This window comes from Massilia niastensis DSM 21313, assembly GCF_000382345.1.
In the GTDB taxonomy this organism is placed as follows: domain Bacteria; phylum Pseudomonadota; class Gammaproteobacteria; order Burkholderiales; family Burkholderiaceae_D; genus Telluria; species Telluria niastensis.
The window spans coordinates 139644-150381 of record NZ_KB908083.1 but is presented as its reverse complement, the minus strand read 5'-3'; the positions used below and the strand labels follow the sequence as shown (position 1 = coordinate 150381).

Sequence of the window (10738 nt, the reverse complement as noted above, 5' to 3'; positions counted from 1 at the left end):
CCGCCATCCCTAACTTAACGGCATTAGACTCTGACCCTATTTAGTTACGGTACAGGCTGCTCCGGGTAAGGGGAGGGTCAGAGTCGAATTGTGGGAAATTTTTGGAAGTTTCCTGGTAATTTGACTCTGACCCTCGTTGTTTGCGAGGGCGGGAGGGCGTGGGAATCTTGACGGGTGGCAGGGTGGGCGGCGATGATGGGGATGACGAAATGTTATTGACCTGACCTATGCCCCAGTTCGCCGCCAACCTGAGTATGTTGTTTGCTGAAGCGCCATTTCTTGAGCGCTTGGCGTTGGCGCGGGCGGCCGGGTTTGAGGCGGTGGAGTTCATGTTTCCGTATGGCGTGGAGGCGGACAGCATTGTCCGGCGCCTGCAACGCCATCAGTTGAAGCTGGTCTTGCATAACATGCCGGCGGGGGACTGGGCTGCCGGGGATCGCGGGCTGGCCTGCGATCCGCGCCGGGTGGGAGAATTCCAGGACGGCGTTGCGCTGGCGCTCGATTACGCGCTCGAGCTCGGGACGCCGCGGCTGCATTGCCTGGCCGGCAAGCGGCCGTCCGGCGTGTCGCCGGAACGCGCCCACGCCACCTATGTCGACAACCTGCGCTTCGCGGCCGGGCGCTGCCGCGAACATGGCATCGAGCTGCTGATCGAACCGATCAACGACCGCGATATCCCCGGCTACTTCCTCACCGGGTCGCGCCAGGCCGCCGCCATCATTGCCGAATGCGGCGAACCGAACCTGTTCCTGCAATTCGACCTCTACCACATGCAGCGCATGGAAGGCGACCTCGCCGCCAGCCTGCGCACCCTGCTGCCGCTGATCCGGCATGTCCAGCTGGCCGACGTGCCCGGCCGCCACCAGCCCGGCACCGGCGAGATCCGATTCCCCTTCCTGCTCGACCTGTTGGACGAGCTCGGCTATACCGGCTGGGTCGGCTGCGAGTATGTGCCGCTGGGCGCTACCCTGGATTCGCTCGCCTGGCTGCGCGACTACCGCGGCGAGCGCTAGACAGGACATAGGCAATCAGGCAACATCAAGGTTTTCGCCAGCCAGGAGACACCATGATCCAGGGATTGCGTACCGTTATCTACCCCGTCACCAACCTGCCGGAAGCGTCCGCGTGGTATGCGCGCGTGCTCGGCAAGGCGCCCTACTTCGACCAGCCCTTCTATGTCGGCTTCGAGGTCGGCGGCTTCGAACTCGGCCTGGTGCCGGACGGCCAGCCCGGCAGCGCCGGGGCCACCGCCTACTGGGGCACGGCCGACGCCGACGAGGAACTGGCGCGCCTGATCGCGCTCGGCGCCGCCGTCGAGTCGCCCGTGGCCGACGTCGGCGAAGGCATCCGGGTCGCCACCGTGCGCGATCCCGACGGCAACCTGTTCGGCATCATCCAGAACCCGCACTTCGACCGCGCCAAGGTCGCCTAGTTGACGATCAGCAAGATCAAACCCGCCCGGGTTTGAAAGAATGGGGACTGTCGGGCCGCGCGCCGCGCGGCCAGGGAGGACCCACGATGCTGCACCGCCTTGCGCTCCGCGTCTGCCTGCTGGCCAGCATGCTCCTGGCCGGCTGCGCTTCCACCGGCCACGTCAGCCTGCAGGAAGTCCGCGAATTCGCCGACGCCTCGGCGCGCCTGGGCGGCTACGCCGAGCTGTCGCGGCGCTACCGCGATACCTTCGAGCGCGAACAGCCCTACCTGTCGCCGCCGGCCGAGAAGCTGGCGCGCGAAAGCGATGCGCGGCGCAAGGCCGTCCACGAAGACTTCATCGCGATCCAGAAGACCGTGGTCCTCTACATGCAGACGCTCAGCCTGCTGGCCGGCGACGGCCGCTACGACCTGTCCGAGCGCATCGACGACCTCGGCAACGGCCTGAAGGCGAATACCGACTCCGGCTTACAGCAGCGCCATATCGCGGCGTACACGGGCCTGTCGCGGCTGCTGACGCGCGTGATCGCGTCCGGCTACCAGAACCGCAGCGTCGAGACCATGGTGCGCGACGGCGACGCCGACGTCCAGGTCCTGCTCAAGGCCATGATCACGCTCACCCGCCTGTACTACAAGACGAATCAGAACGAGAAGAAGACCGTGCTGGGCATCTTCGATGTCGAGATCCCGTTCTCGAACCGCCAGTCGGACCGCATGCTGGTGACCCTGGCCAAGGTGCATTACCTGAACAAGTCCACCGAGTACAAGCTGATCGACCGCCGCTACGAACTGGCCCTGCAGGGGCTGACCAAGGTCGCGCTGGGCCACCAGAAGCTGCGCGAGCACCTGCACACGCTCTCCGGCGAAGAAGTGCGGCGCCTGCTCGCGAACCATGGCCGCGACCTGCGCACGATCCGCGACAAGCTGTCCGGCGACTGAAAGGACCACCATGGCAAACCTGGACCCCGCACCGCCTCCGGCGCCCGCCCCTGCCCCGCAGTCCGGGACCGCCCGGTCCGGATTGTCCAGCAGCGACCAGGTCGTCGAGCTGGCGGACCAGCTCTCGTCCTGCGCCGACCAGCTGCACGAACGCATCATGCGCGAGATCCGCAGCTACCAGGGCCGCACCGTCCCCGACAAGGTGCAGGCCGCCATGCGCAAGCTGCTCGAGGACGAGCTCCTGCTGCGCCAGCGCGCCAGCAGCCTGTATGTCGACGCCGCCGCCTTCGTCGTCCAGTCGCTCGGCAAGCCGCAAAGCCACCTGACGGCGCTGACCGCCGACGCGGCGGAAAAGATCCGGCGCATCGGCCTGATCGGCGAAGTCACCAGCCTGGTGGCCGGCCTGCTGGCCCTGGCCGGCGCGGCCGCCACCGGCCGGCCGGCGCCGATCCTGCTCGCGCTCGAGAAGATCCACAGGCAGGTCAAGGCGATCGAGGCGCTCGCGCCCACGCCTCCCACGCCGCCCACGGCCGCAGGCTGAAGAGGCGGCCCTTATTGCATGTGCTGGCCGCCATTGACCGCGATGTTCGCCCCGGTCACATAGCCGGCCTGTTCCGACACCAGGTAGGCCACCAGTCCCGCGACCTCGTCGGGCGAGCCCAGGCGCCCGACCGGGATCTGCGGCAGGATGCGCTCGCGCAGCACGTCGCCGCGCATCCGGCGCACCATGGCGGTATCGAGATAGCCGGGCGAGACCGTGTTGACCGTGACGCCGTGCCGCGCCACCTCGAGCGCCAGCGACTTGGAAAAGCCGTGCATGCCGGCCTTGGCGGCCGTGTAGTTGCTCTGGCCGAAGGCGCCCTGCTGGCCATCGACCGAGGAGATGTTGATGATGCGCCCCCAGCGCCGCGCGATCATGGACTCGAGCACATGGCGGGTCATGTTGAAGACGCTGTCGAGGTTGCTGCCGAGGACCGCGTGCCAGTCGTCCACGCTCATCCGGAGCAGGCTGCAGTCGCGGGTGATGCCGGCATTGTTGACCAGCACATCGATGCGCCCGGCCATGTCCAGCAGCCGGCGCACGACGCTGGAGCAGGACGGGCTGTCGGCCACGTCGGCCTCGAAGGCGAGCACCTCGACGCCGTCGGCGCGCTGCGCCGCCAGCCATGCGTCGTGGCGGCAATTCGAGGGCGAATAGGTGGCGGCGACGAGAAAGCCTTCCTGGTGCAGGCGCCGGCACACCGCCGTGCCGAGCCCGCCCATTCCGCCCGTAACCAGGGCTACTTGCTGATGCATGTAAGGATCCCCTCTCCCAGTCTTCCGCACCGGCGGCGCGGCGAAAGTCCGAGTGTAGGGAAGCGTCAGGGAGTCCTATTGATGCCGATCAAGAATCGGCCATCCTTCAGCTGACGACGTCGGGACGGCTGCTGGGGTCGAAATCGGCCCAGTCGCCGTCGACGATATTGCCCTGCGCACGCTCGATGCGCTGGGCGCCGAGCTGGCGCAGCACGTCGACCGCGCGGCCCTCGAGCCCGGTGTCGTCGAAGGCGACCGCCACCAGCATGCCGGTCAGGCGCGGCGGCAAGGTGTTCTCGCCGCCCGCTTCCGGCTCGCCGGCTTCCTTCATCTTGGTAAAGCTGAACAGCGAGCCGACGTGGCCGCCCAGCAGGCCGCCCACGATCGGCCCGAGCGGACCGGTGAGCGGCGCCGTGGCCGCGCCGATCGCCACCCCGACCGCGCCGCCGGTCGCCACGCCCTTGACCACCCCTGCCGGGGCTTCCTTGGCGCCGGGAGACTCGATGTTGTCGCCGCCGAGCGGCGTCATGTCGTGCTGCCCGGGCTGGCTGACGTAGAAGCCGCTGATCCGGTCCGGATCGAAACCGGCGTCGATCAGCGCGCGGCGTGCCCGCTCGACGTCCTCCTGAAGCTGCAAGTGCCCTGCGATGATTGTGGACATATCGATTCCTCCTGGATCGTGGTACCCCAAGCTTGCTCCTGTCGCGTTCATTGCTCTGTACGCGGACGCACGCAGCCTACCGCCATTGCCCGTAGGCCACTCCAGAAAAATCCGGTTCCGGCGCCGCGGCCACCGGCTCCGGCTGCCACTGGCGCGGATCGATCCGGTAGTACTTGAGGAACTCCCCGTACAGCGCGGGATGGCGCGCCGCCAGCTGGTGCGGCTGCTCGAAGAAGCTTTCGGTGGCCACCGCGAAGAACTCGGCCGGACTGCTCGCGCCATAGTGGTCGAGCACGCCATGCATGCCGAACATGGCCTCGGCGCGCAGGTTGGCATAGTCGCGCGACAGGACTTCCGACCAGCTGCGGTAGCGCTCGCGGCTGCCCAGGTAGGGAGCGCCGTTGGTGTTGCCCGACTCGCTGTCGAGCTGGTGGGCGAATTCGTGCAGCACGACATTGTGGCCGGGCGGCTCGGGCTGGTCGGCGCGGCGCACATGGTCCCATGACAGGATCACGCGCCCGTCGCCCCAGGATTCGCCCAGCAGGTCCTGGCGGGTTTCGGTGACCACGCCGGACATGTCGACTTCGGTGCGCGGCACCAGGAAGGCGCCCGGATAGACCAGGATGGTGTGCAGCAGCGGGTACAGCTGCGCCGGACCGTCGCCGCCCGCGCGGCCGAGCAGCAGCAGGCAGGCCTGGCCGGCGATCGTCACCCGCATCTCGTCGCTCACCTCGAGGCCGGCGCAGCCGACGAATTTCTTTTCATGCAGGAATTGCTGCACCAGGCGCTGCAGGCGCGCCCGCTGGGCCGGGTCCATGCCGCGAACCTGCACGACATTGCGCGCCAGCAGCGCCACCTGGGCGGGAGCGAGCGGACGCGACAGCGCCCGCCGCAGGCGCCACTTCGGCAGCAGCCAGGCGGCCAGCAGGGCCAGGGCCAGCAGGCTGGCGAGCAGCGCTTCCATCATCCGGCCTGGCCCGACGCCACCCAGGCCTGCACCTCGTCGGCGCCGCCGATCAGCTTGCCGCCGACGAAGAGCTGGGGCCAGGTCAGGCGGCCCGTCACGCCGCGCAGCACGACGGTGGTGATCTGCTCGTTTTCGGGAATGTCGGTGAAATGGATGCCGGCGTCATGCAGCGTCTTCTTGGCGCGGGCGCAATGCGGGCAGCCGGGACGCGTGAACATCACGATCGGTTCCGGCACCGTGGCATCCGGATTGATATGGCGCAGCATGGTGTCGGCATCGGACACTTCGAAGGGGTCGCCCTCGCGCTCCGGTTCGATGAAGATCTTGTCGATGATGCCGTCGCGCACCAGCATCGAATAGCGCCACGAGCGCTTGCCGAAGCCCAGGTCGCGTTTGTCGACCAGCATGCCCATGCCCTCGGTGAACTCGCCATTGCCGTCCGGGATGACGGTAATGTTGTCGGCGTCCTGGCCGGCCTTCCACTGGTTCATCACGAAGGCATCGTTGACCGAAATGCACAGGATCTCGTCGACGCCGTTCTTGCGCAGCACCGGCGCCAGCTCGTTATAGCGCGGCAGGTGGGTCGAGGAGCAGGTGGGCGTGAACGCGCCGGGCAGCGAGAACACCACCACGGTCTTGCCGCTGAATAGTTCATCGGTGCTGAGGTCGCGCCACTGGTCGTCGAGGCGCGCCTTGAAGCTCACCCGCGGGACAGGCTTGCCTTCCAGCGCTTCGGCATTCGGTAACATCATTACTCCTTTTCACGTTGATCGGCCGGCTGAGCCTGCCGCATGGGTCAAATAAGGATTATTGACCGGTTTTCAACGCGTCAAGTGCAAATAGTTGTTTACCTGAATACTACGCCGCCCTTTCCGGGGCCGCAAAAAACAAAGCCGCGCACGGGGCGCGGCAAGCGACGACAGCGATCGTCGGACCAGGACTGGCGCGGGTCTCTGCCGCGCCGGCCATGGTACGCGCACTCGGGCGCGTTACTTGGCGGTCTGGCTCGGCGGCGGGCCGAACAGTGCTGCAACCAGCGGATCGCGGCTGACCGGGCTGCGGTTCACGCGGATCGCGTAATGGGTGTCATCCGCCAGGATATGGAAGTGACGGCCGCTGCCGGCCATGTTCTGCTCGCGCAGGCCCGGACGCTCCTTGCGCGGGGTGGCGCCTTCGCGCTTCGGCTGGCAGATCGCTGCCAGGAAGGCCTTGACGCGATCCGGATCGGGCGAGATCTGGTACACGGCCTTGCCCAGGTAGGTGGCGGTGCCCTCGATGTAACGCGCCAGTTCGATCACGCCGGCCTCGCGCAGGTCGCGGATGTACTTGCGCGCACCGGACGGCGAGAACTTCAGGAACCAGGCGATTTCATCGGCCAGCATTTCATGGCTCGACAACTCATTGATCAGCTTTTGCATGTTTTCGATGCGGCGCTGGGTGGCCGAGGTGGAACGGACGCGCTCGATCGGAGCCAGGGAGATCGGGGCACGTTCGGTCGGCTGCGGCGGGACACGTTCGATCAGTGCCGAATTGCTGGACGTGTGCACTGCGCCGGTTTCGCCTTGTGCCGCGTTATGGTGAGTCGTTGCATGCATATTATGAGCTCCATGAGAGAGAGAGACTGTGTGGTCCGGGTCGCTGTGTGCCGTTTTTGGACACCCTGACAACACCTCGGTTCCGCTTAACTGGGCTCAAGATTGCCTGCATCAGCCCCGCCGGTCTGTGCGCCATCCAACATTCGACAACATTCCTGCAAGCATTTCCCAGAAGCTCGCTTCATGATCCATGTCATGTTTTTCACACACCCATATCGTTACAGCTTGTTTCATTTGTGCAAATGTTACTTTTTCACACCGTTGTAAAATCGCACAGCCCAATTCCTTGGGTGCGCTAACGCACCGAGCCCCAGGAACTCACACTGTTATTCTTTATCCAACATCCCTTGCTAGGCATGAGATGTCACTTACTTTTAACCAAAGGGAGCCTATCCGTGAATAATTCGAAGAAGATCGCCCTGGCCGTTGCACTGCTGTGCTCGACCGGAGCAACCCTCGCCCAGGAAATCAATCCGTCGTGGTACGTCCAGCCGAGCGTGATGTACGGCAAGCCGGATCGTGAATTCGGCGTGGACGACAAGGACTGGGGCGGCGGTCTGAAGTTCGGTAAGGCTGTCCACCCGATGTGGGATATCCAGGTGGGCGGCAGCCATGCCCGCTTCGAGGACGGCCCTGCCGAATACCGCCAGTCCATGCTGGGTGTGGATGCATTGCTGATGCTGAGCCGTGAACGCTTCCGTCCGTTCGTGCTGTTCGGCGTGGGCGCTTCGCGCGACAAGGTCAACAATCCGCTGCGCGACGTCAAGAAGACCTCTCCGTACGCCACCATCGGTCTCGGCGTCCAGGCATCGCTGACCCCGCAGTGGTCGCTGCAGGCCGACGTCCGCAGCGTGCGCGGCTTCCTGCGTGACGACGAACAGTTCGGTTTCCGCCGCAGCAACAACAAGTACCTGACTGTCGGCCTGAACTACGCCTTCAACCCGCCGCCTGCACCGCCGGCTCCGGCTCCCGTGGTCGAGGCTCCCGCCCCGGCGCCTGCTCCGGTCGAACCGCCGCCGCCGCCGCCGGCACGCTTCGAGAAGGTGACCCTGGAAGCCAACAAGGTGTTCGAGTTCAACAAGTCCGACGTGATCCTGCCGGCGCCGAAGCTGGACGAGATCGCCGCCGCCCTGCAGGCCGATCCGAACGTCACCGACGTCGACATCACCGGCTACACCGACCGCCTGGGTTCCGAGAAGTACAACCTGGCCCTGTCGGAACGCCGCGCCAACTCGGTGCGCGACTACCTGATCAGCAAAGGCATCGACGGCAATCGCCTGAAGGCCTACGGCAAGGGTGAAGCGAACCCGCTCGTGACCTGCAACCAGAAGAAGCGCGCAGAACTGATCGCCTGCCTCGAACCGAACCGCCGCGTCGAGGTCGAGCAGATCACGGTCGAGCGCAAGGTCGAGTAATACCCGAGGGCCCGCCGCCTGGAGCGGCCCTGCCTGAAGCGGCCCTGCCCGGGCCAGCCACGCCTGACCGGCGCTTCCTGTCAGGCGTGGCTGGCCATGGCAAGGCTGCCGCTTGATCGCATACCAAGGGGGGCTTCGGCCCCCTTTTCATTGGAGGATGGGCAATGGCTGTAAAAAACTGGATTCCCTTTTCGCGCCAGGTGCTGCACGTGCTGCGCTGCGCCCTCACCGAATGGCTGGAGCACCGCGCCGCCAGCAAGGGCGCGGCCCTGGCGTTCTATACCCTGTTTTCCCTGGCCCCGATCCTCGTGCTGGTGATCGCCGTCGCCGGCTTCTTCTATGGCGCCGAGGCGGCCCAGGGCCAGCTGCTGAGCGAGCTGCGCGGCCTGGTCGGCAAGCAGGGCGCCGAAACCGTCCAGACGATCCTGGCCGGCGCGCAGAACAAGGAAAGCGGCCGGCTGGCGACCATCATCGCGACCGTGCTGCTCCTGATCGGCGCCACCAGCGTGTTCGCCGAGCTGAAGGACAGCCTGGACGAGATCTGGGACGTCCCTCCTCCCAAGGATTCGACCATGTGGGACGTGGTCCGCACCCGCCTGCTGTCCTTCGGCCTGATCCTGGTGCTGGGCTTCCTGCTGATGGTGTCGCTGGTGGTCAGCGCCGGGCTGGCCGTGGTCGAGAACTACATCGGCGGGATGTGGAAGGAAGCGGCCGTGGTGCTGGGATGGGTGGCGTCGGGGATCAGCTTCCTCGTCATCGCCACGCTGTTCGGCATCATCTACAAGCTGCTGCCGCGCATCAAGCTGTCCTGGCATGACGTGACCATCGGCGCGCTGGGCACGGCGGCGATGTTCACACTCGGCAAGTTCGGGATCGGGTTGTATATCGGCAACAGCGGCGCCGCCGACAGCTTCGGCGCCGCCGGCTCGCTGATCGCCTTGCTGCTGTGGGTGTATTACTCGGCGCAGATCTTCTTCCTGGGGGCGGAGTTCGCGCGCCAGTATGCGTTACAGCTGGGAAGTTTGCGGCACAAGCCGGCGCATGAGACGGGGGCGACGCCCAAGGTCAGCAGGGCTTAGCACGGCGCCAGCGCCAGCCCGCTCACCAGGCATGCCATTGCCGCCGCCGGCGGCAATGGCATGCCGTCGCCCAGGCTCACTCTCCCAGCAACTCCGCCACGAACTCCATCCCTTCCACCCGCTCGGCCACCACTTTCAGCACCATCACCACCGGCACCCCGAGCAGCAGCCCCCACACGCCCCACAGCCAGCCCCAGAACAGCAGGCTGACGAACACGGCGGCCGGGTTCATCTTGGCGATCTTGCCGGTCATCCAGGTGGCCACCACCATGCCGACCAGGGTGGCGATCCCGAGCGAGGCGCCGGCGACCAGGATCACCATGCGCAGCGATTCGAACTGCAGGAAGGCCACCATGCCGGTGGCGAGCGTGATCAGGAGCGGGCCGAAATACGGCATCAGGTGGGCCACGCCGGCGAAGGCGGCCCAGGCGCCGGCGTTCTCCAGGCCGATGTAGCGCAGCGCGCCCCACATCAGCAGCGCCAGCAGGATGTTGGTGACCAGCAGCATGAACATATAGCTCTGGATCGAGGTGTTGATCTCGTCCAGGATGTGGACCGTGACCTTCTTGCGCGTCAGCGAAGGCCCGGTCAGCTTGACCAGCTTGCGCTTGAAGGTGTCGCCCGCCAGCAGCAGGAAGAACACCAGGAACACCACCATCGTCGCCTGCGACAGGAAGGTCGCCAGGCCCATCGAGCCGGCCAGCACCCAGTCCATCACGCGGAAATTCGAGCCTGCCGCGGGCGGCAGCTGCGGCGGGCGCTTCTGCGTCGCGCGCCGCGCATCGCTGCCGACGTTCGAGGCGGCGCGCTCGATCTCGGCGGCGGCGGCCTGCATCTGCTGCAGGGTCGTGCGCTGCCCGCTGGTATTCGTCAGGATCTTGGTGATCTTGTGCGTCAGCGTCGGCAGCTCGTCGATGATGTTGAAGAATTCGTCCTGTAGCCGATACAGGGTGCCGCCCATCGCGCTGACGATCACGGCGGTGACCAGGGTCGCGCCGATGACGCGCCGGATGTGCCAGCGCTCCAGCCAGCGCACGACCGGGTTCAGGGTATAGGCGATCAGGATGCCGAGCAGCAGCGGCACGAAGAACTTCTGCGCCCACTGCAGGGCGAAGACGAAGGCGATGGTCGCCAGGATGCCCAGCGAGACGCCGCGCGCATTCACGTGCAGCGGCAGGCGCAGCCCGCCGAGCTGCAGGGCGAGATCGTCCCCCGCTGGGCGAGGCTCGGCGCCGTTGGCGGACGCCTCCGGGGCGGCAAGGTCAGGCGAAGTGGCCGGCGCGGGGACCGGATCGGTTTTTGCGAGCTGCATGAAGGGTGCCTGAACTAAAAACCGGGCCGCCCCGGCGATCCGA

At 66.3% G+C, this 10738-nt stretch carries 12 protein-coding genes; 6 read left to right on the top strand and 6 right to left on the bottom strand.

Annotated features, from left to right (window positions below):
* The first annotated feature begins 227 nt into the window (after positions 1-227).
* From hyi to H162_RS0106890, 4 genes are all read left to right on the top strand, one after another.
* Entirely contained in the window at positions 228-1013 is a 786-nt protein-coding gene (gene hyi / locus H162_RS0106905) for a hydroxypyruvate isomerase (protein ID WP_026354334.1), read from the top strand.
* A gap of 53 nt (positions 1014-1066) precedes the next feature.
* Positions 1067-1432, top strand: coding sequence for a VOC family protein (locus H162_RS0106900; protein WP_020652724.1), 366 nt, complete (start codon positions 1067-1069; stop codon positions 1430-1432).
* A gap of 86 nt (positions 1433-1518) precedes the next feature.
* Entirely contained in the window at positions 1519-2370 is an 852-nt protein-coding gene (locus tag H162_RS0106895; RefSeq protein ID WP_020652723.1) for a hypothetical protein, read from the top strand.
* Between the two features lie 10 nt (positions 2371-2380).
* Positions 2381-2911, top strand: a complete 531-nt coding sequence (locus H162_RS0106890; RefSeq protein ID WP_229451965.1) for a hypothetical protein — start codon at positions 2381-2383, stop codon at positions 2909-2911.
* Between the two features lie 11 nt (positions 2912-2922).
* On the opposite strand, the gene phbB is transcribed toward H162_RS0106890, so the two are convergent.
* The 5 genes from phbB to H162_RS0106865 all read right to left on the bottom strand — a co-directional run bounded on the left by phbB (position 2923) and on the right by H162_RS0106865 (position 6889).
* A complete protein-coding gene (gene phbB / locus H162_RS0106885) occupies positions 2923-3666 on the bottom strand; it encodes an acetoacetyl-CoA reductase (RefSeq protein WP_051109891.1) in 744 nt (247 codons plus the stop codon).
* Positions 3667-3772: 106 nt separating this feature from the next.
* A complete protein-coding gene (locus H162_RS0106880; protein WP_026354333.1) occupies positions 3773-4327 on the bottom strand; it encodes a hypothetical protein in 555 nt (184 codons plus the stop codon).
* Between the two features lie 76 nt (positions 4328-4403).
* Positions 4404-5291, bottom strand: coding sequence for a M90 family metallopeptidase (locus H162_RS0106875; protein WP_040786694.1), 888 nt, complete (start codon positions 5289-5291; stop codon positions 4404-4406).
* Complete coding sequence (locus tag H162_RS0106870) at positions 5291-6046, bottom strand: glutathione peroxidase (RefSeq protein WP_020652718.1); 756 nt, start codon at positions 6044-6046, stop codon at positions 5291-5293. Before H162_RS0106870 ends, H162_RS0106875 begins: the two co-directional genes overlap by 1 nt.
* Positions 6047-6283: 237 nt before the next feature.
* Positions 6284-6889: a winged helix-turn-helix domain-containing protein gene (locus H162_RS0106865; RefSeq protein ID WP_026354331.1), complete on the bottom strand. Its 606-nt coding sequence runs from the start codon at positions 6887-6889 to the stop codon at positions 6284-6286.
* 395 nt (positions 6890-7284) lie between these two features.
* Between H162_RS0106865 and H162_RS0106860 the strand changes: the two genes are divergently transcribed.
* A complete protein-coding gene (locus tag H162_RS0106860) occupies positions 7285-8304 on the top strand; it encodes an OmpA family protein (protein ID WP_020652716.1) in 1020 nt (339 codons plus the stop codon).
* Positions 8305-8468: 164 nt separating this feature from the next.
* Complete coding sequence (locus H162_RS0106855) at positions 8469-9383, top strand: YihY/virulence factor BrkB family protein (protein ID WP_020652715.1); 915 nt, start codon at positions 8469-8471, stop codon at positions 9381-9383.
* Positions 9384-9459: 76 nt separating this feature from the next.
* Here H162_RS0106855 and H162_RS0106850 read toward each other — a convergent pair whose 3' ends face one another.
* The gene (locus tag H162_RS0106850; RefSeq protein ID WP_020652714.1) at positions 9460-10695 is read right to left on the bottom strand and encodes an AI-2E family transporter; all 1236 of its coding nucleotides are present in this window, start codon (positions 10693-10695) and stop codon (positions 9460-9462) included.
* Positions 10696-10738 lie beyond the last annotated feature (43 nt).

Excerpts from the sequence above, each read along its gene's own strand:
- hyi (WP_026354334.1), top strand. The coding sequence starts at position 228 with ATGCCCCAGTTCGCCGCCAACCTGAGTATGTTGTTTGCTGAAGCGCCA.
- H162_RS0106900 (WP_020652724.1), top strand. The coding sequence starts at position 1,067 with ATGATCCAGGGATTGCGTACCGTTATCTACCCCGTCACCAACCTGCCG.
- H162_RS0106895 (WP_020652723.1), top strand. The coding sequence starts at position 1,519 with ATGCTGCACCGCCTTGCGCTCCGCGTCTGCCTGCTGGCCAGCATGCTC.
- H162_RS0106890 (WP_229451965.1), top strand. The coding sequence starts at position 2,381 with ATGGCAAACCTGGACCCCGCACCGCCTCCGGCGCCCGCCCCTGCCCCG.
- phbB (WP_051109891.1), bottom strand. The coding sequence starts at position 3,666 with ATGCATCAGCAAGTAGCCCTGGTTACGGGCGGAATGGGCGGGCTCGGC.
- H162_RS0106880 (WP_026354333.1), bottom strand. The coding sequence starts at position 4,327 with ATGTCCACAATCATCGCAGGGCACTTGCAGCTTCAGGAGGACGTCGAG.
- H162_RS0106875 (WP_040786694.1), bottom strand. The coding sequence starts at position 5,291 with ATGGAAGCGCTGCTCGCCAGCCTGCTGGCCCTGGCCCTGCTGGCCGCC.
- H162_RS0106870 (WP_020652718.1), bottom strand. The coding sequence starts at position 6,046 with ATGATGTTACCGAATGCCGAAGCGCTGGAAGGCAAGCCTGTCCCGCGG.
- H162_RS0106865 (WP_026354331.1), bottom strand. The coding sequence starts at position 6,889 with ATGCATGCAACGACTCACCATAACGCGGCACAAGGCGAAACCGGCGCA.
- H162_RS0106855 (WP_020652715.1), top strand. The coding sequence starts at position 8,469 with ATGGCTGTAAAAAACTGGATTCCCTTTTCGCGCCAGGTGCTGCACGTG.
- H162_RS0106850 (WP_020652714.1), bottom strand. The coding sequence starts at position 10,695 with ATGCAGCTCGCAAAAACCGATCCGGTCCCCGCGCCGGCCACTTCGCCT.